The organism is Marinobacter shunpengi (assembly GCF_045449715.1).
In the GTDB taxonomy this organism is placed as follows: domain Bacteria; phylum Pseudomonadota; class Gammaproteobacteria; order Pseudomonadales; family Oleiphilaceae; genus Marinobacter.
Genome location: NZ_JBJJLA010000015.1, coordinates 301777 through 321656 on the forward strand (window position 1 = coordinate 301777; position 19880 = coordinate 321656).

Here is a 19880-nt window from a genome sequence, read left to right on the forward strand (position 1 = left end):
CTGCCATGTACTACGCCATCATCAGCGAAGATGTCGAAAACAGCCTGCCCCTGCGGAAACCGGCACGACCAGCCCACATCGGTCGCCTGGAGGCCCTGCGGGACCAGGGCCGGCTACTGGTCGCCGGCCCCCATCCGGCCCTGGATACCACGGAACCCGGTGACGCCGGCTTTACCGGCAGTCTGGTAATTGCCGAGTTCGAATCACTGGAAGCAGCCCGCCATTGGGCGGACGCCGATCCCTACGTAGAGGCCGGTGTGTACCGGCGGGTCACTGTCAAGCCGTTCAAGGCCGTGCTGCCTTAATCCGGGAACCCGTTCCCGCCTGCCGGAGAATGAGCGTTTTGTAATAGCCGGCTACTTGATCAGGGGGATGTATGTGACAAAATTGCCGGTTTGGGAGCCCCGGAAACCCTCTCGCCCCGTGCGTCAGGATGACGGGCTCCCGATGTTCCAATAACCCGGATTCCAACTGCCAGGATTCATGCTGTGATAGCCCGAGCTGTAACCACCCGTGCCCTTTCCCGTATTCGCTACCTGATCCTGCCCCTGGCCCTGTTGATGGTGGTCACCGGCGTTGCCCAGGCACGAACCGTCTATATCGACGACACCCTGTATGCCCCGGTAAGGAGTGGCCAGGGTAACCAGTTTCGTGTGCTCCACAGCGGCCTCCGCAGTGGTACCGCCGTCACCCTGCTGGAACAGAACGAGGAATCCGGCTACAGCCGGGTACGCACCAGTCAGGGCCTTGAGGGCTGGCTTCCAACCCGTTACCTGACCAACCAGCCCATCGCCGAGGACCGGCTGGAAGCGGCCAACCGGGAACTGGAACAGACCCGCGCCCGGCTTGAGGAACTGCAGTCGCAGATGAGCGAGGTATCCGGAGAGCGGGACCAGCTTTCCTCCCGGGAACAGGCACTGGAACAACGGGTGGAGGAACTGACGGCTGAACTGGAGGAAATCCGCTCGGTCTCCGCCAACGCCCTGAACCTGGATCGCCGCAACCGGGAACTGCAGGAAAGCAACCAGAAGCTCAAGAACGAGGTGGAAGTACTCACCGCCGAGGTGGAACGCCTTGAGGCCAAGAGGGAGTCCGACTTCATGCTGCTGGGTGCCGGCCTGCTGATCCTGGGCATGTTCATCGCAGTCGTTCTGCCCTGGCTCAAACCCACCAAGAAACACGACACCTGGGCCTGATACCTGTCAGGCCTTTTGTCGTGACCAGCATCCAGTCATGTCACCAGCCACCCCCTTAAAGGGACTCCAGACACCAGATATGGGCACTGGATCACTCCCCTAACACCAAATCTATGGTCATATACCGTTGTTATGACGTCAGGTTCTTTGACCAATCGGCACATAACCGCTAAAAGGACTTATAGGGGCTTCGGGATACCGGAGCCTCCCAAACCAGATCAGGAAGGGGTAGTCATGTCGATGACCATGAGGGATTACTCGGAAAAGCGCGACTTTCATCGCATGCAGGTTAACTCAGCGATCGAGATAACCGATGGTGAAGGCCGCTCATTCAGTGGCATCTGCCGCGACCTCAGCGGTACCGGAATGCAGCTTTACGTGGAGGGCTATATTCCGGAGGGGGCGACGCTACACACCCTGCTCCCCTCAACCAGTGACCAGTTCCCGCCGTTCGAGACCGAGGTACGGGTACTGCGCACCGAGCCTGAGGGCGATGGCCACCTGCTGGGGGTGGCGATCGAAAAGGTCAGACATTAACGAAGAAGGCCCCGACAGCATCTGCCGGGGCCTTCTTCGTTAAGCCGGGCAACTGATTTCAGCCCAGCTTTTTCTCCGATACAACGATACCGTTGTTATCGGCGTAGACGTACTGTCCCGGCTTGAAGGTGACGCCACCAAAGGTGACCGGTACGTTCAGGTCGCCGATGCCTTTCTTGTCGGTCTTGCGGGGGTGCGTTCCCAGGGCCTGCACACCCAGTTCGGTCTTGCGGATCACATCCACATCACGGATGCAGCCGTAGATGATCAGGCCAGCCCAGCCGTTGGCCGCCGCCTTTTCCGCCAGCATATCCCCCAGCAGCGCGGCGCGCTTTGAGCCGCCGCCGTCGACGACCATCACACAGCCGTTACCGGGCTTCCCCACCTGCTCCTTGACCACGGAGTTGTCTTCGAAGCACTTTACGGTGACCACTTCGCCACCGAAGGCATCAATGCCACCAAAGTTCTGGAAACCAGGCTCCACCACCTGGACCTCAGGATAATCGTCACAGATATCCGGGGTTACGATGTCCACGTTGTCAGTCTCCTTCTATCCAGTATTGTCAGAACCGTGATCAATCGAGTTTTTCGTCCGCCAGGAAGAACCAGGTATCCAGCACCGAATCCGGATTCAGGGACACCGTGTCGATGCCCTCGTCCATCAGCCACTTGGCCAGGTCCGGATGATCCGACGGCCCCTGACCACAGATACCGATATACTTGTCGGCGCGCTTGCAGGCCTGGATCGCGTTGGACAGCAAGGCCTTGACCGCATCGTTCCGCTCATCGAACAGGTGCGCGATGATGCCGGAGTCCCGATCCAGCCCCAGGGTAAGCTGGGTCAGGTCATTGGAGCCGATGGAGAAACCGTCGAAGTGCTCCAGGAACTGGTCCGCCAGCAGCGCATTGGCCGGCAGCTCACACATCATGATGACCCGCAGCCCGTTCTCACCCCGCTTGAGGCCGTTCTCCGCCAGCAGGTCGACCACCTGGCTGGCCTCGCCGACGGTACGGACGAAGGGCACCATGATTTCCACGTTGGTGAAGCCCATTTCGTCACGAACCTTGCGCAGTGCCCGGCATTCCAGCTCGAAGCAGTCGCGGAAGGTGTCGGAGATGTAGCGGGACGCGCCGCGGAAGCCCAGCATGGGGTTTTCCTCGTCCGGCTCGTACAGGGTGCCGCCGATCAGGTTGGCGTATTCGTTGGACTTGAAGTCCGACAGGCGCACGATGACTTTCTTCGGATGGAAAGCCGCCGCCAGGGTTGAGATACCCTCCACCAGCTTGTCCACGTAGAAATCCACCGGTGACGGGTAACCGGAGAAACGTTTCTCGACGGTCTGGCGGATGTCCCGGGGCAGGCTGTCGTAGTTCAGCAGGGCCTTGGGATGGACACCGATCATCCGGTTGATAATGAACTCCAGGCGGGCCAGACCAACGCCCTCGTTGGGCAACGCCTGGAAGTCAAAGGCCCGGTCCGGGTTACCCACGTTCATCATGATCTTGAACGGGATGGCGGGCATGGACTCCACGGTGTTCTCCCGCAGCTCGAAGTCCAGGCTGCCCTCATAGATCAGGCCGGTATCCCCTTCTGCACAGGAAACGGTTACTTCCTGCCCGTCCTTCAGCACTTCGGTGGCGTCACCACAACCGACGACGGCGGGAATGCCCAACTCCCGGGCGATAATCGCCGCGTGACAGGTACGGCCACCACGGTCGGTAACAATGGCGGAGGCGCGCTTCATCACCGGCTCCCAGTCCGGGTCAGTCATGTCGGTGACCAGCACGTCGCCGGCCTGTACCTTGTCCATATCCTTGATGCTGTCCACCACGCGAACAGCACCACTGCCGATCTTGTGGCCGATACTGCGGCCCTCGACGATCACCTTGCCCTGCTCATTCAGCAGGTAACGCTCCATGACGTTGGCGGCGGCCCGGCTCTTCACGGTTTCCGGGCGGGCCTGGACGATGTAGATGCGACCGTCGTCGCCGTCCTTGGCCCACTCGATATCCATGGGCCGGTCATAGTGCTTCTCGATAATCATGGCCTGCTTGGCCAGTTCGGTGACTTCCGCATCGTCAATGCAGAAGCGATTCCGATCGTCCTGCTCCACTTTCACGGTATCGACGAAGTGCTCGGCGTCCTTGTCTTTCGAGTAGACCATCTTGATGGCCTTGCTGCCCAGGTTGCGACGCAGCACCGCCGGGCGGCCGGCCTCCACCGTGGGCTTGTGGACATAGAACTCATCCGGGTTAACGGCGCCCTGAACCACCGTCTCGCCCAGGCCGTATGAAGCAGTGACGAAGACCACATCCCGGAAACCGGATTCAGTGTCCAGAGTGAACATGACGCCACTGGCAGCGGTCTCACTGCGCACCATCTTCTGGATACCAGCCGACAGGGCTACCAGCTTGTGGTCAAACCCGTGGTGTACCCGGTAAGAAATGGCGCGGTCATTAAAGAGGGAGGCGAATACTTCCTTGACGGATTTCTTGACCTGGTCAAAACCCACCACGTTCAGGAAGGTTTCCTGCTGCCCGGCAAAGGAGGCGTCCGGCAGGTCTTCCGCAGTTGCCGAGGAGCGCACGGCAACCGCCAGGTTACGGTTGCCATCCTGAAGCTTGATAAAGGCCTGCTCCAGGTGCTTTTCCAGATCCGCGGGGAACGGCTGCTCCAGCACCCACTGGCGGATATCCGCGCCCACCCGGGCCAGTTCGTTGACGTCATTGATATCAAGGGCATCCAGCGCTTCGTCAATGCGATCACGCAACCCGTCCTTGGCCAGGAACTCCCGGTAGGCGTGAGCCGTGGTTGCGAATCCACCTGGTACGGATACCCCGGCGTTGGCCAGATTGCTGATCATTTCGCCGAGCGAGGCATTCTTGCCCCCTACCCGCTCAACATCTGACATCCCCAGGTTCTCAAACCAGATAATGTAATCTTCCAAAGCGCGTCTCCCTTGGTTCAGTCGAGCAAACAGCAAAGAATAGAGGAGCGCTCATCCCCTGTAAATCCATGCCCGTACTGTCTGAAAAGGCTGCACGGCAAGGCCCCGGGAATGATAAGGTTGCTCCTGACTTTCGAATTTGGCGTGTATCATACTGTAACCTGCGACGATTACCTAGGGAACCTCTGCTCATGAAACGCACCGCCTTCTTTATCTCCGATGGCACCGGCCTTACGGCCGAAGCACTGGGCAACAGCCTGCTGGCCCAGTTCGAGAAAATCGAGTTCGAACGGGTCACCGTGCCCTACATCGACAACAACGAGACAGCGGAAGCCATGGTGGAGCGCATCAACGAGGCCGCCCGGGTCGACGGTGTGCGCCCACTGGTGTTCGACACCATTGTGCAGGCGGACATCCGGGAGATCATCAGCAAGGCCGACGGCTTCATGGTGGATATCTTCGGCACCTTCCTGAATCCCCTGGAGCAGGAACTCCAGTCATCGTCCTCCTACACCGTGGGAAAATCCCACTCCATTGGTAACGAAAGCACCTACGAGAAGCGGATCCATGCCGTCAATTTCGCCCTGGACAATGACGACGGTGCCCGCACCCGCTACTACGACGAGGCGGACCTGATCCTGGTAGGCGCCTCCCGCTCCGGCAAGACACCCACCTGCCTGTACCTGGCCCTGCAATACGGCGTGAAGGCGGCCAACTACCCGATTACCGAGGAAGACCTGGACGGCCAGCAGTTGCCGGAGGTGCTGCGCCCGCACCGCACCAAGATCTTCGGCCTTACCATCGACCCGGAACGGCTCGCGGTGATCCGTAACGAACGGCGCCCGAACTCCCGCTATTCGTCCATCAAGCAGTGCATGCACGAAGTGGAGGAGATCGAGACCATGTACCGGCGAGAACGCATTCCCTACCTGAACACCACGGCCTACTCGGTGGAGGAAATCTCCACCCGCATCATGGTGACCACCGGGCTCAAGCGTCTGCGTTAGAGGAAGGCTGCCCGTCCCCGCGCACTGCTACAGGCGCGGGGACGGGCGGTAGGCATCAGAGTTCGCGGATATCCAACCCGAGACGGGTGACGCCATCCCGGTTGTCATGGCTGGTGATCACCGCCGTACTGGCCTTCTCAGGACGCAGCCAGTCGCCAGCCACCCGCCTGAGATCATCCACAGTAACCGCCAGCACCCGCTTGCGGAAACGCTCCTGCTGTTCCGGGGAACGACCAAACAGACGGCTGTGGAAGGCGTGACGGGCTTCGCCCGCCGGCGAGCGCGGCTTGTCGAGCTGGCTGATCACCCCCAGCACCGCCTCTTCAAGCTCCTGTTGACCGTGGTCGGTCTCCTGCAGCCACGCCAGCGAGGCGTCAAAGTCGTCCAGGGTCTCGCCCAGGCGCGGATCCCGGTAGGAGAAGAAGCGGAAGGTGCCGTTGACGTTGTCCTGCCCGGCGCCGCCACCATAGGCACCGCCCTGCTCCCGGATCGCCCGGTGCAGGAAGCCATTGCGCAGGAAGCCACCCAGCACCGTCAGCGCGGCGGCATCGGGATGATCCGGCGCCACCGTGGGGTAAGCCCGGGCACAGAAGTTCACCTGGGTTGAGGTGAGCCAGGCTTCCCTGGTGTCATAGCTGACCGGCTCTATCTGCCACTGCTCACCCCGGGTCTCCGGCGCTTCCGGCCAGAGACCGCTGACACCCTCGGCCATGGCCTCCAGGTGCTCCTCCTCGGCCACCAGCAGGAACTGGCGCTGCTGCTGGCGGAAACGCTGGTGCAGGCTGGCCAGATCCTGGCACAGTTTGTCCAGCGCGGCCTCGTCGTTGAGGGTATCGTCCAGTTCCTTGGTGCCCTTGATGCCCGCCAGGCCAGCCAGTCGGAAGGACAGCCAGGCGCCGGGGCTATGGCCCTGGGAAGCGGCACTCATGGCCAGACCATGACCACTGCCGGTCACCGCCTGCTCCCGGCGGGCGCGGATCTGCGCCACCAGTTCACGGATACGGCCCTTCTCGTCGAAGCGGGCATTGTCGTACACATCCCGCAACAGCTCCGACAGCGCCTTGCGGTTCCTGGCCAGGGCCTTGCCGCTGAGGATCATATAACCATCCAGGGTCTGCACGTCGTCGATACTGCCACGGGCAGAAACACTGGCCCCAATCCCGCCACTGCAGGCGGAGATCCGGTCCTGCATCTGCAGGTAGTCCAGGCTTCCACAGCCCACCTCGGTGAGGATGGTGGTGTACAACGGCAGCATCAGCAATTCTTCCCGGGACAGGGTCGGCAACCGGAAGATCGCCTGTTCGTAGACCAGCCCGTTGGTGCCCTGGGCATAGAGGGCGGCGGGGAAGGCGTCCAGCTCACGCCCCTCTGGCATGTGAGTCTTCAACGGTACGTCGCTCAGGTCCACCTTCGGCAGGATGGAGTCGTCGTCCTTGCGATGCTGACGCTCCTCCAGGGCCCGGGCGCGTTCGACGATCTGCTGCCTGTCCTCCTCACTGAGTTCCGCCTTGCGACGGGCCAGGGCCTCACGGATGGCTTCCTGGCGACGGTTCTCAAGCTGGTCGTCGGGCCGCAGGGTCAGCGTGACCCGGTGGGGGTTGTCGATCAGCAGGCGGCGGATCAGGCCGGGCACATAGCCGGGATCGCGAATCTTCTCCCGCATGGTTTCCAGCACCGGCTCCAGATCCAGCAGCTCCACCGGATCACCGCCATGCACCATGGGGGAAATGGCGGACATGATCAGTTGCAGACCATAGGGGAAGCTGTCACCGGCTATCTCCCGCTGGTGCAGTTCCAACTGGTGCAGGATGGCTTCCAGGCGTTCCTGGGCAATGCCTTCCTCCACCACCTTGTTGAGTACGCCGTCGATCAGACTTTCCAGATCATCCCGGCGTTCCGGCTCGGTGCCCTCGATACCACAGACAAAGGTCATCTCCCGGTTGGAATCTTCCAGTCCGCACATCGGCGAGGGTGCCGCAGCGATATCCGTGGTCTCCAGGGCATGCATCAGCGGGGAGGCACTGTTTTCCAGGAGTACGCTGGCCACCAGCTGCGCCTCCAGGTTCTGCTGCAGCTCAAAGCTGTGGCCCAGCAGCCAGCCCATCACCATATGGGTCTTGCGTTCGGTGGGCTCGCCGGCGCTGACGGCATAGCCCTGCTCCACCCGCAGCGGCGAGAACAGGCGTTTCTCGTCCCGCACCGGCAGGTCCACTTCCAGGGCGTCAAAGCGGGACAGGGCCAGCTCTTCAAAGCGGTCATGATGCTCCCGGGCCGGGATATCGCCATAGGTACAGAAGATGGCGTTGCTGGGGTGGTAATGGTGCCGGTAGAACGCCAGCAGGTCGTCGTACCGAAGGTCCACGATATGATCGGGTTCGCCACCACTGTTGTAGTGGTAGGTGGTGGTCTGGAACAGGTGGCTGGACAGGTTCTGCCAGAGTTGGGAAGTGGGGGCGCTCATGGCCCCCTTCATTTCGTTGTACACCACACCCCGGTATACCAGCGGGCTGCTGGGATCGTCCGGCGTCTCGAATTCCAGCCGGTGACCTTCCTGGGCAAAATCCAGCGGATCCAGCTTGGAGAAGAACACCGAGTCCAGGTAGACGGACAGCAGGTTGTCGAAGTCCTTGCGGTTCTTGCTGGCAAAGGGGTAGGCGGTCCAGTCGCTGCTGGTAAAGGCGTTCATGAAGGTGTTCAGGGACCGGCGGATCATCATGAAGAACGGGTCCCGTACCGGATAGCGCTCGCTGCCGCACAGGGCCGTGTGTTCCAGGATATGGGCCACGCCGGTGGAGTCCATGGGAAAGGTCCGCAGGGCCACAAAGAAGACGTTCTCGTCATTGTCCGCCGCCATGTGCAGGTGCCGGGCACCGGTCTTGCGGTGGACATACTCTTCCATGGTCAGGTTCAGGGCCGCGATGGGATGGCTGCGTACCTTTTCGAAGGCAGGGTGTACATTGGACTCATTGCGATCAGTCATTCAGTCGTTGTCCCGTCTGGCAGAATAGTCTTATGTAGATTATCACGGTATCCTCGGTATCACGGAGGGTAACCATGACGCCGGATGTGACCGGTCGCGGATCACCGCCGTGAGATTTCCCCTATGATGGAGGCGGGGAGGCTGATTGAAAAGCCCCGCCCGGCGACGTCCCAGATTGAGGAAACCGAGACCATGTCGGAAACATCCAGCCAGTTGACGGACTATTCCCCGCAGGCCCGGGCTGACAGCACCCCACGGATGGACACGCCGTCGCGGCCCCAGGCGGCGAACAGCGGCGTCGCAGCGACGGCGCCTTCCCGCAGGAAGGCCGACAGGCCCGCCCGGAGCGGAGACCGTCCACGGGTTCCCGATTCCACCGACTACCACAATGAACGCCGCCGATACCTGGCCCGGGCCAGACGCTCCCCTGGCTTGCGCCAGCGCTATATCCGCAACCTGCTGGCCTACCTGCTGCTTCGGGGTGCCTGGTCGTTCGGCTTCTTCCCCGTTGTCCTGGCCTTCTGGGTACCGCTGGTGCTCGCTGAGTTCAATCCGGTGGTGATGGTTCAGTCACTGCTGCCCCACCTGGAAAGCTTTGTCCTCTCCAATCCGGAGGTGCAGGCACGCACCATCAGCATGCTGTTATCCGGCTGGCTGTCCGTGGGTCTGTTCTTTTTCCTGTTCGACGTGATCATCAATCCCTTCAAGTCTCCCTTCCAGCGGGAAGCCGATATCCACATGCGGGCCTGGTCCCAGAGCCAGGGCCTGGTGCCACCGGACGAAATGTGATCCAGGTTGCAATCGGCAAGATTCCGCCCATCACTTTGTAACATTTTGTATCAATATCGGGGTAAACTGATCGGGCGATGGCCAGCCACCGGACAGGAATGCCGGTCGCCTGGCGAACCATCGCCCCTTAGGTATTTGATGCCCCGGGGGCCCGGCGCCCTCCCCTTGTCGCCGGGTCTCAGGGGCATCCGGTGGCCAATCCAGGAGATAGCCCCATGGACATCAAGAACGCGCTGCTGGTGGACGACTCAAAGGTTGCACGATTTACCCTGAGCAAGCTCCTGAAAGGCAGCAACATGGAAGTCAGCATGGCCGGTTCCGCCGAGGAGGCGCTGGACCTGCTCAGCAACTCCCAGCGCCCGGACGTTATCTTTATTGACCACCTGATGCCCGGCATGAACGGCGTGGAGGCCGCCAGGGCCATCCGCAACAACCCCGGCACCGCCCATATCCCCATTGTGATGTGCACCTCCGGCAAGTCCGCCGAATTCGAGCAAACCGCCCGCGAGATGGGAGTGGACGAAATCCTTCCCAAGCCGCCGGCCCCGGACGGCGTCTCAAGGGTCCTGGAGAAACTGCGCAGCATGCCGGAGGCCGAGCCGGTAACGGTCAGCGAGGAAAGCCAGGTGCCACCGGCCAACGATCCCGATATCCCCCTGCTCAGCGCGGACCAGGTGGCCATGGCCGCCCGGGCCGAGGTCAAGACCCAGATCAGCGAACAACTGCACGAGCGCCTGACGCAACTGTTCGATGACCAGGTGGGCTACCTGCGCCAGGGCATGGACGAACACAACGACCAGCACACCACCCTGGTCAACGAAAAACTGGATGCCCTGGAGGCCATCCTCGATGCCCAGCAGAAGGCCATCGCCAGGGCGGTAACCGCCGACGTAAACACCCTGCTGGACAAAACCCTGGAAAGTTTCCAGAAGGACCTGCTGAAGACCATGGACCGGATGATCCGGGACCGGAACGATCACCTGAAAGAAGAGCTGGACCGCCAGCGGGACCAGGACCAGGCTTTCTGGAAGTCTCTCCAGGCGGACACCCTGCACCAGGCATCCGAGGCCTCGAAGCAGCAGGCCGAACAGGTGGCCCGGCATCTGGATGACCTGACGGCCAACCGCCGCCGCACATCCTCCCGCAAAGCCTACCTGACGGTGCTGACCCTGAGCCTGGGCGTGGTGGGCCTCAGCGTTGCCTGGATGACCGGACTGATCCCCCTCTGAAGCCCCCGTTTCGGAGGTTCCTGACACGACGGGTTATCCCGGCGGCAGCGAAGTTTGATAGAATGCGACTGGTGTCCCGTTTGGTTAATTTGCGGACCTACTGAGCCAATGATCGCTGTCTTCCTGCCGGATGAATCCATGAACCACCTGTTTATCGACAACCTTACTGTCATCGATTTCGCCTATCTCGATCGCCGGCGTGGCCTGGTGGGAGAGAGCTGGATTGCCGACATTGTGCTCGGTGGCGAGCTGGATGAGCAGGGCATGGTGTTCGATTTCGGCAATGTGAAGCGCACCATCAAGCGGGTCATCGACGAGCGGGTGGACCATCGTCTGGTGGTGCCCGCCAATGCGCCCTGCCTGCACCGTGGCGACAGCCCCGGCAAGCTGACCTGGCAACTGGATGGTGGTAGCCATCTCCGTCATGAAGGCCCCGAGCAGTCGGTGGTGCTCCTGGACCATCATGAAGTGGTACCGTCCGCCGTGGCCCGCCTGCTGGAGCAGGAACTGAAGGCGGTACTGCCCGCCAATGTGACCGCCGTGGAAGTCACACTGCGTGAAGAGCTGATCGAAGGGCCCTACTATCACTATGTCCATGGGCTGAAGAAGCACCTGGGCAACTGCCAGCGTATTGCCCATGGGCACCGATCCCCGATCCGTATCGATATCAATGGCCGCCACAGTCCGGAGCTGGAGAAGCACTGGGCGCAGCAGTGGCAGGATATCTATATCGGTACCCGTGAGGATCTGAGTCAGAGTTGGTCGGATGCGGACGGCACTGAGTACGTGAGCTTTCAGTACGATGCCGAGCAGGGGGAATTCCGGCTGACCCTTCCCCGTCAGCGGGTGTGGCTGCTGGAGACGGACACGACGGTGGAGCTGATTGCCGCCTACCTGGCCGACGAGATCAAGAAGGACTATCCGGCTGATGAGGTGCGGGTGAAGGCCTTTGAAGGTGTTGGCAAGGGTGCCATTGCTGTTCGCTAGACTTTGGGCCCCAGACCTCACTTTATGGGGGCTGGAGCCGGGGCGGTAAGGCTTTTCCGGACACGCCCGGCAAGTACGTCCATGTAGGGCTCGACGAGCGCCGTCCCTGGCGCTCGACGGTCCAGAAAAGCCTTCCCACCCCAGCTCTATTAAACTGTTGAGTTAACTCCCACGCCCGAAAGAGGCATGTGGGGAAGGTTATTGAAAACCGTGGAGCGCCAGGGATGGCGCGACCCGAGCCCTACAGGGACGTACTTGCGGGGCGTGTTTTCAAAAATCTTACCGACAGGCCTCCAGCCCCACGATCGCAGTCTTCCAACTGAAATAAACTCCGAGAACCGTCCAGACACAAAAAAACCGCCCGAAGGCGGTTTTGATGCTGGCAACCCGGTGGACTAAACCGTGTTGCCAAATTGGCGTCCCCTAGGGGGTTCGAACCCCTGTTGCCGCCGTGAAAGGGCGGAGTCCTAGGCCACTAGACGAAGGGGACTAGAAATTGGTGGAGCCAAGCGGGATCGAACCGCTGACCTCAACACTGCCAGTGTTGCGCTCTCCCAGCTGAGCTATGGCCCCTCAACGGCTGCGTATATTAAGGATCCGCCCGGGGGGCGTCAACACTTGGAACACATTTTTTTCAGTTTTCTGAACATCCCTGTCCAGAACGTTCAAAACGCCACCAGATCGTTCATTCTGCAACCAGCGCGGCGTACTCTTTCTCCACCCGCTTGGTTTCCTTCTTGGAAAAACCACCCAGCACATTCAGGGCATGACGCAGGCGTGCCCGGGTCATGTCGGGGCCCAGCAGGGCCATGGAATCCATAACCGACCAGGAATTGGGTGTGCCGGCAATGGCCACAAAGATGGCGAACATGAAGTCGCCCATCTTCAGCTCCATGGCCTTGGCCAGGCCCTTGATGTCGGCAAAGATGTTTTCCTTGCTCCAATGGCGCTGAGCCTCCAGCTTCCACAGGGCGAACTGCAGCACCCGCTTGACCTGGGCCTCTTCCAGCTTGTTGTGGGCGAAGTCCTCGGGGGACAGTTCCAGCATGCCCGAAAACATGAATGAGGCCATGGGCGCCACATCCGAGAACACCTCCGCCCTGCCCTTCACATGGGGCACCAGGGCCCGCAGGGCATCCTCGTTGAACCACCACTGGCGCAAACGCTCCACAAACTGATCGTCGGAAACATCTTCCCGCAGCCACAGACCGTTCAGCCAGCGCAGCTTTTCCACATCGAATACCGGGCCGCCCAGGGACACGCGGCTGATGTCGAAATGCTCCACCATCTCATCCAGGGTGAACTTCTCCCGCTCGTCGGGCATGGACCAGCCCATGCGGCCCAGGTAGTTGGTCACCGCCTCCGGCAGGAAGCCCATCCGCTCATAGAAGTTGATGGAGGTGGGGTTCTTGCGCTTGGACAGTTTGCTCTTGTCCGGGTTACGCAACAGCGGCAGGTGGCACAGTACCGGCATGTCCCAGCCGAAGTACTGGTACAGCAGTTTGTGCTTGGGTGCCGAGTTGATCCACTCCTCACCCCGCAGAACATGGGTGATCGCCATCTGGTGGTCATCCACCACGTTGGCCAGGTGATAGGTGGGCATGCCATCGGACTTCAGCAGGATCTGGCAATCCACCTGGGCCCAGTCGATCTCGATGGTGCCGCGAAGCATATCGCCTATCTCACAGACGCCCTCATCCGGCACCTTCATGCGGATGACATAGGGCTCGCCGGCTTCCAGGCGACGCTTCACTTCCTCTTCCGGCAGTTCCAGGTCACCCTTGATGCCCGGATTTTCGCCCCGTGCCTTGCGCTCCTCCCGGATAGCATCCAGCTCTTCCGGAGTACGGAAGCAGTAGAAGGCATGGCCCTTCTCCACCAGCTCCATGGCATAGCTGGCGTAGGAGTCCTTGCGTTCGGACTGGCGATAGGGACCGTGGGGACCACCAACGTCCGGCCCTTCATCCCATTCCAGCCCCAGCCAGCGCAGGGCACGCAGGATATCCTGCTCCGATTCCGCCGTGCTGCGGGCCTGGTCCGTGTCCTCAATACGGAGGATAAACTGACCGCCGTGCTGGCGGGCGAAGCACAGGTTGAACAGGGCGACAAAGGCCGTGCCCACATGGGGATCACCGGTGGGCGAAGGGGCAATTCGGGTACGTACAGTCATTAATGGATCCTGCCTGACGCAGTGGATGAATGGAAAGGCGCCATTATACCGAGCCTGCACTGAATTCCCATGGACCGCAGCGGCATGGCACGACTTCCAAGACAGATTCATCTGTTATATTATAACGTTTTATTAATCCATCCTGGACACACCCTCACTATGCTTGCATTACCGTCACTACGCAGCGCCGTACCGGCCATTATCGTCCTGCTCCTGTGGAGCTGCCTGGCTTCCGCGTCCGCGGATACTCCCCAGGTTGTCACCTCCCTCAAGCCCGTGGAATTACTGGTCCGCGCTGTGGCCCATGACCAGGTGGAAGTCACCACCCTGGTTCCAGCCGGCTCCAGCCCCCACACCTACCAGTTGCGCCCCTCCGAGCGCCGTCAACTGGCAGCAGCTGATCGGGTCTTCTGGGTCGGTCCGGGTATGGAAACCTTCCTGACCCGCCTGCTCACAGGGCCGGATCTCCAGGACCGTAGCGTGGCCCTGGCGCCGGAGGAACAGAACACCCAGGGACAGATTCACGATGAGCACGAGCACCATGACGAAGAGCACGGGCACGGTGATGCCGAGTCGGAACACCATGAGAGCCATGGCCATGAACAGGCCCATGACCATCATGGCCACAGTCACGGCGAAGGTGAGGACCCCCATATCTGGCTCGACCCAGCCCTGGCCCTCACCATGGCAGAAACCATCGCCGGTCACCTGAAGGAACTGGATGGCGTGGACGCCGGTGCCATCGACCGCAACCTCGCCAGCTTCACCCACGACCTGCAAGCCCGCGAGGCATCCATCCGGGAGCAACTGGCGCCCGCCCGGGAGCTGGACCTGTTCACCTATCACGATGCCTTCGGACGGTTTGCGGAACACTACGGCCTGGCCATTGCTGGCGTGCTGACACTGAGCCCCGAACGCACTCCCGGCGCCCGACACCTGGCGGAAGTCCAGAATCGCCTGAACAGGGCGGAGCAGGCCTGCCTGATGATAGAACCCCAGTTTGACCGCCAGTGGTGGCAGTCACTGATGGGGGATGTGGAACTGCCCATCAGCGTTTGGGATCCACTGGCCAGCGATATTCCGGCCACACCCCAGGGCTATCTCGACTTCCAGCAGAGCATGGCCGCCGCCGTCCTAAACTGCCTGCCAGAGAAAACCGAGTAACAGAGGCAGGGTTACCATGCCCAGCAGAGTCTGGCCACTGATAATAGCCGCCATCAGGGGGGCATCGCCCCCCAGTTGCCGGGCCAGGATATAGGAAGAGGTTGCCGTGGGCAGGGCCGCCAGCAGGATGGCCGCCTGCACCATGGTGCCGTCCATCCCCAATAGCAGGGCAAGGCCCAGGGTCAGCACCGGGAACACCACCAGCTTGGCCACGGACGACACCAGGAAAGGCGCCGAAGCATGACGCAGTGCCTTTAACTCCAGCCCCGCCCCCACGCACATCAGCCCCAGCGGCAACGCCAGATTACTGAGCGGTTCCAGGATGCCCGCCAGAATCGGATGGAAACCGACCCGGAAGAAGCTCCAGATCACGCCGGCTACCGACCCGATGATCAACGGATTAGTGACAATGGCCCTGAGTACCGGCGCCAGTCGCAACCGGCCCTGGCGACAGGTCACCGAGAACATCAGGATGCACAGCAGGTTCAGCAGCGGCACCTTGACCGCTACGGCCACGGCAATCAGCGACAGTCCGTCGTCCCCCAGCAACATTCCGGCCGCCGCCAGCCCCACGTAGGAGTTGAAACGGATGCCACCCTGGAACACCGATGAGAACACCGGCCCCGGCCAGCGCCAGATGAGCTGGATAACCACCATCACCAGGGTCATGGCCACCAGCATGGCGGCAATCAGCAGCAGGATCTCGCCATAGGCTGAGGCGGGAAGACGCGCCTGTCCCAGCTTATAGATGAGCATGGCCGGGAACAGGGCGTAGTAGGTAAAGCGTTCGGCGTGAATCCAGAAGCCGTCGGCGGGAAAATGCCAGCGGCGGAACAGGTGCCCCAAAACAATCAGCACGAATACCGGTATCAGGGCCTGGACCACGACTGACATTTCTGGCTCCTCAAAAGATGGAAGCTGAGGATGCTACCATTTTTCGGACCGGGTCTTTACCCGCCGGTCTTCAGTTGCTCCCAGTAACGGTTGTATACCTGCATGGCGTCGTCGCCCACATCTTCCTGGAACTCGGCGTTTTCCATGTCCTCACTGGTGGGGTAGCTGGCGCGATTGCCGGCCACCTCTTCCGGCAACAGATCACGGGCCGCCAGGTTGGGGGTCGCGTAGCCGATCTCCTCGCTGATCAGCGCGGAGATCTCCGGCTGCAGCACGAAACTGATGAACTTGTGGGCCGCTTCCGGGTTGGCCGCAGTCTTGGGAATGACGAAACTGTCCAGCCAGACAATGACACCCTCCTCCGGATAGATATACTCCAGTGACGGCATGTCATCCTTGCCCATCACTGCCTCGCCGTTCCAGATCATGCCGATATCGGTTTCCCCTTCCAGGTAGGGCATGCGCGGAGCGTCGGAGTTGAAGGTACGCACAGCCGGCATGAGTTCCCTGAGCTTCTCGTAGGCTTCCTCGATCTTCTGCGGATCCCGGGTGTTGCCGGAGTACCCCAGCACGCTCAACCCGACATGGAACACCTCCCGCATATCGTTGGTCAGCATCACCTGGCCATCATATTTCTCATTCCACAGGTCGGCCCAGCCACTGACCTCCGCCGGATCCACTGCGTCGCTGTCGACGGCCAGACCAGTGGTGCCCCACAGGTAGGGTACGGAATAGGCGTTGCCCTCGTCGAAGCTCTGATCCACCAGCTCCGGATCCAGCTTGTCAAAGCCCTCGATCTGGCTGTGGTCGATCTCCATCAGCAGATCTTCCTTGCGCATCTTGTTGACGTAGTAGGTGGACGGTACCGCCAGGTCGTACTGGCTGCTGTCGTCCAGCAACTTCAGACGGGCATACATGGCCTCGTTGCTGTCGTAGGTGGTGTAGACCACCTGGATGCCAGTCTCTTCCTCAAAACGATCAAGCACTTCCTGGGGCATGTACTCGGACCAGTTGTACAGGTTCAGCACCTGCTCCTCTTCCTGACCGCTGCACCCGGTCAGGGCGACTGTCGTCAGTCCAGCCAATACCAGTTTCTTCATCGTTTGCTCCTCACAAGAATCCATTGGGACATCACAAGCATCAGCAGTGAAAACACCAGCAGCAGGGTACCCAGTGCGTTCACTTCCGGTTTCAGGCCGACACGAACCATAGAGTAGATTCGCAACGGCAGGATTTCATATCCCGGCCCGCTGACGAAAGTGCTCACCACCACGTCGTCCAGGCTCAGGGTAAAGCCCAGTAACCAGCCCGCCAGCAGGGCCGGCATGATCACTGGCAGCAGCACGGTCCGCGTCATGGTGAAGTCCGAAGCCCCCAGATCCCGGGCGGCCTCGGGCAGTCGCTCATCAAAGCCCGCCAGGCGCGCCATGACGGTAATCACCACGAACGGCAGGCAGAAGGTGACGTGTGCCAGCAACAGCGAGACATAGCCCAACTCCATACCCACCAGCAGGAACAGGGCCAGCAGCGAGATGGCCAGTACGATCTCCGGCGACATCATCACCACGAACAGCATACCCTTTAGGGCCTTCTTGCCCCGGAAACGGTACCGGTGCAGAGCCAGCGCCGTCAGCGCGCCGATCAGTGTGGACAGGGTGGCGGCGGAGACCGCCAGCCACAGGGAATTCCACAGCGCCTGCATCATGGCGCTATTGTTGAACAGCGCCTCATACCAGCGCAGGCTAAAGCCGCCCCAGCGGTACCCGGTGCGACCGTCGTTGAACGAGAACACCACCAGCACCGCGATGGGGATGTAGAGCGCCAGGTAGACCAGCGTGAGGTAGGCTCTGGGCAGCCAGCGAGTCATACGTCACTCTCCTCACCCAGCCGCCGCTGACTCAGCCGGTGGGTGAACAGCAACAGTGCCATGGCCAGGGTCAGCAGGATGGCGGCCGCCGCGCCGAAGGGCCAGTCCCGGGCGTCCAGGAACTGGTTCTTGATGACATTACCCACCAGCAGGTTGCGGGAACCGCCGAGGATGTCCGGCACGAAGAACAGCCCCATGGCCGGCAACAGCACCAGCATGACCCCGGCCAGCACCCCCGGCAGGGTCAGCGGCACCACCACGTGGATAAAGGTACTGAAGCGTCCCGCCCCCAGGTCGTGGGATGCCATCAGCAGTTCCCGGCGCAAGTCCTCGAACACCGAGTACAGGGGCAGGATCATGAACGGCAGCAGCAGGTAGACCAGTCCGACGATCACGGCGCCTTCGGTGTACAGCATCCTCAGGGGTTCATCAATCAGCCCCATGGACATCAGCCCGTTATTGATCAGGCCGTTGGTGGCCATCAGCAGTTTCAGAGCGTAGGTGCGTACGAGCGAATTGGTCCAGAAAGGGACAATCAGCAGGAAGATTAACAGCAGCTGCCGCTCCCTGCCCACCCGCGACAGTGCCCAGGCGAAGGGATAACCGATCAGCAGACAGCACAGCGTGGACACCGCGGCCATGTACAGGGAATGCAGGAAAACTTCCAGGTACAGCGGGTCCACCAGGGCACGATAGTTCTCCAGCGTCACCGGCAGGGAGAGGAAGGTCGCCGGATCCCGGGTCAGGAAACTGGTCGCAATCACCAGCAGGTTCGGCGCCAGCACCAGGGCCAGCAGCCAGCCCCAGACCAACACCAGCACCCCGGTACGGAAGGGTTGCCGCAGCCCCCTAAGCATCCGCCGCGTGGTCCCCGTCAACGGCAGCCGTTTCCATGGGCAGCAGCCATTCCCAGCCCTCTACCCAGCTCACACGTACCGGCTCGCCGAGACGGTAGTCGAAGGCGGGGTCGTCCTCATCGAAGAACTCGCTGGCCAGCACTTCGGTGCCGTCCTCCAGGTGGATGACCGAATCCAGGGTACTGCCCTTGTAGTTGCGCTCCACCACCTTGCCGGGAAAGCCGTGATCGGCATCGGGTTCCAGCACCCGGATGTCCTCCGGACGCAGCAGGACATGGACGGCCTGCCCCGTCTCCAGGGAAAACCGGGGGCGGGGCATGCTGCGACGGTAACCGGCAACATTGACCATGATCTGGTCCCCGTCCGCCTGCTCCAGGGTGCCGGGGAAGAGATTGGTTTCCCCGACGAACCGCGCCGTGAACAGGTTGGCGGGGCGTTCGTAGATTTCCCGGGGTGTCCCTTTCTGCTGCACCACCCCGTCCATCAGCACAACCACTCGATCCGACATGGACAGGGCCTCTTCCTGGTCGTGGGTCACGAACACGAAAGTAATGCCCAACTCCCGCTGCAGACGCTTGAGCTCAATCTGCATGGTCCGCCGCAGCTTGTAGTCCAGGGCCGACAGGGGTTCATCCAGCAACAGCAGTTTCGGGCGCTTGACCACGGCCCGGGCAATGGCCACCCGCTGCTGCTGGCCACCGGACAACTGATGCGGCTTGCGGTGGGCGTATTCCCCGAGCTGGACCATGTCCAGGGCGTCCTGCACCCGCTGGCGGATTTCGTCCTTCGGACGTTTCTCCATCTTCAGGCCATAGGCCACATTGTCGAATACCGACATATGGGGAAACAGCGCATAGTTCTGGAACACGGTGTTCAGGGGGCGCTGCTCCGGCGGCAGATCGGTAATGTCCGCCCCTGCCAGCTCAATCCGCCCGGTATCCGGCACCTCGAAGCCGGCCAGCAGCCGCAATAGCGTGGTTTTGCCACAGCCGGAAGGCCCCAGCAGGGTAATAAACTCCCCGTCGGCAATGTCCAGATCCAGCGAATCCAGTACCGTCTTGCCCGAAAAGCTCTTGCCAAGATTTCTTAATGAAAGCAGCGTCTTCTGTGTCATCAGCGGCGCCCGAAAGGTGAGGTGGCTATTTTTTCAGAAAATGGGGGTATGAGCAAAGGGTGAAGCACCTTCCAGGCAGATACCGGCCAATGTTGCCCTCGGAACTCTGCTACAGACGGAACGGGTCTATGGGGTACAATA

General features: G+C 61.2%; 17 protein-coding genes and 2 tRNA genes. 8 read left to right on the forward strand and 11 right to left on the reverse strand.

The features are described 5' to 3' along the window. Positions 1-5: 5 nt before the first annotated feature. The 3 genes from ACJO3T_RS09380 to ACJO3T_RS09390 all read left to right on the forward strand — a co-directional run bounded on the left by ACJO3T_RS09380 (position 6) and on the right by ACJO3T_RS09390 (position 1733). On the forward strand, positions 6-305 hold the full coding sequence (locus tag ACJO3T_RS09380; RefSeq protein ID WP_406978364.1) for a YciI family protein: 300 nt from the start codon (positions 6-8) through the stop codon (positions 303-305). A 183-nt stretch (positions 306-488) separates the two neighbouring features. Then, on the forward strand, positions 489-1196 hold the full coding sequence (locus tag ACJO3T_RS09385) for a TIGR04211 family SH3 domain-containing protein (protein WP_406964444.1): 708 nt from the start codon (positions 489-491) through the stop codon (positions 1194-1196). Positions 1197-1430: 234 nt separating this feature from the next. Continuing rightward, on the forward strand, positions 1431-1733 hold the full coding sequence (locus ACJO3T_RS09390) for a PilZ domain-containing protein (RefSeq protein WP_406964443.1): 303 nt from the start codon (positions 1431-1433) through the stop codon (positions 1731-1733). 58 nt (positions 1734-1791) lie between these two features. Here the strand turns inward: ACJO3T_RS09390 and rraA are convergent, their stop codons facing one another. Then, positions 1792-2268, reverse strand: a complete 477-nt coding sequence (gene rraA / locus ACJO3T_RS09395) for a ribonuclease E activity regulator RraA (RefSeq protein WP_406964442.1) — start codon at positions 2266-2268, stop codon at positions 1792-1794. Positions 2269-2308: 40 nt separating this feature from the next. Further along, positions 2309-4681: a phosphoenolpyruvate synthase gene (gene ppsA, locus ACJO3T_RS09400; RefSeq protein WP_406964441.1), complete on the reverse strand. Its 2373-nt coding sequence runs from the start codon at positions 4679-4681 to the stop codon at positions 2309-2311. Between the two features lie 191 nt (positions 4682-4872). Between ppsA and ppsR the strand changes: the two genes are divergently transcribed. Further along, positions 4873-5688 carry a posphoenolpyruvate synthetase regulatory kinase/phosphorylase PpsR gene (gene ppsR, locus ACJO3T_RS09405; protein ID WP_406964440.1) on the forward strand — a complete coding sequence of 272 codons (816 nt, stop codon included), beginning with the start codon at positions 4873-4875 and terminating at the stop codon, positions 5686-5688. Positions 5689-5743: 55 nt separating this feature from the next. Here the strand turns inward: ppsR and ACJO3T_RS09410 are convergent, their stop codons facing one another. Next, a complete protein-coding gene (locus ACJO3T_RS09410; protein WP_406978365.1) occupies positions 5744-8668 on the reverse strand; it encodes an insulinase family protein in 2925 nt (974 codons plus the stop codon). Between the two features lie 192 nt (positions 8669-8860). Between ACJO3T_RS09410 and ACJO3T_RS09415 the strand changes: the two genes are divergently transcribed. From ACJO3T_RS09415 to ACJO3T_RS09425, 3 genes are all read left to right on the forward strand, one after another. Next, positions 8861-9457, forward strand: coding sequence for a hypothetical protein (locus tag ACJO3T_RS09415; protein WP_406978366.1), 597 nt, complete (start codon positions 8861-8863; stop codon positions 9455-9457). Positions 9458-9672: 215 nt separating this feature from the next. Next, positions 9673-10686, forward strand: coding sequence for a response regulator (locus ACJO3T_RS09420; protein WP_406964437.1), 1014 nt, complete (start codon positions 9673-9675; stop codon positions 10684-10686). Positions 10687-10824: 138 nt separating this feature from the next. Continuing rightward, entirely contained in the window at positions 10825-11673 is an 849-nt protein-coding gene (locus tag ACJO3T_RS09425; protein ID WP_406964780.1) for a 6-pyruvoyl trahydropterin synthase family protein, read from the forward strand. Positions 11674-12087: 414 nt separating this feature from the next. Here ACJO3T_RS09425 and ACJO3T_RS09430 read toward each other — a convergent pair. The 3 genes from ACJO3T_RS09430 to gltX form a co-directional block, all read right to left on the reverse strand. After that, a tRNA-Glu gene (locus tag ACJO3T_RS09430) sits at positions 12088-12163 on the reverse strand. Between the two features lie 7 nt (positions 12164-12170). Then, positions 12171-12246: transfer RNA gene (locus tag ACJO3T_RS09435), tRNA-Ala, on the reverse strand. 112 nt (positions 12247-12358) lie between these two features. Further along, positions 12359-13843: a glutamate--tRNA ligase gene (gltX, locus tag ACJO3T_RS09440; protein WP_406964435.1), complete on the reverse strand. Its 1485-nt coding sequence runs from the start codon at positions 13841-13843 to the stop codon at positions 12359-12361. 159 nt (positions 13844-14002) lie between these two features. Between gltX and ACJO3T_RS09445 the strand changes: the two genes are divergently transcribed. Beyond that, positions 14003-15007 (forward strand): zinc ABC transporter substrate-binding protein, encoded by a 1005-nt coding sequence (locus ACJO3T_RS09445; RefSeq protein ID WP_406978367.1) that lies wholly within the window; start codon positions 14003-14005, stop codon positions 15005-15007. On the opposite strand, the gene ACJO3T_RS09450 is transcribed toward ACJO3T_RS09445, so the two are convergent. From ACJO3T_RS09450 to potA, 5 genes are read right to left on the reverse strand one after another with little or no spacing between them, the layout of a single operon-like run. Continuing rightward, entirely contained in the window at positions 14978-15901 is a 924-nt protein-coding gene (locus ACJO3T_RS09450) for an AEC family transporter (RefSeq protein ID WP_406978368.1), read from the reverse strand. The genes ACJO3T_RS09445 and ACJO3T_RS09450 overlap by 30 nt on opposite strands. Before the next feature lie 56 nt (positions 15902-15957). Then, entirely contained in the window at positions 15958-17001 is a 1044-nt protein-coding gene (locus tag ACJO3T_RS09455) for an ABC transporter substrate-binding protein (protein ID WP_406964431.1), read from the reverse strand. Continuing rightward, complete coding sequence (gene potC / locus ACJO3T_RS09460; protein ID WP_406964430.1) at positions 16998-17768, reverse strand: spermidine/putrescine ABC transporter permease PotC; 771 nt, start codon at positions 17766-17768, stop codon at positions 16998-17000. Before potC ends, ACJO3T_RS09455 begins: the two co-directional genes overlap by 4 nt. After that, positions 17765-18625 (reverse strand): spermidine/putrescine ABC transporter permease PotB, encoded by an 861-nt coding sequence (gene potB / locus ACJO3T_RS09465; RefSeq protein WP_406964429.1) that lies wholly within the window; start codon positions 18623-18625, stop codon positions 17765-17767. The genes potC and potB overlap by 4 nt, the downstream gene beginning before the upstream one ends. After that, positions 18618-19739: a spermidine/putrescine ABC transporter ATP-binding protein PotA gene (potA, locus tag ACJO3T_RS09470; protein WP_406978369.1), complete on the reverse strand. Its 1122-nt coding sequence runs from the start codon at positions 19737-19739 to the stop codon at positions 18618-18620. Before potA ends, potB begins: the two co-directional genes overlap by 8 nt. Positions 19740-19880 lie beyond the last annotated feature (141 nt).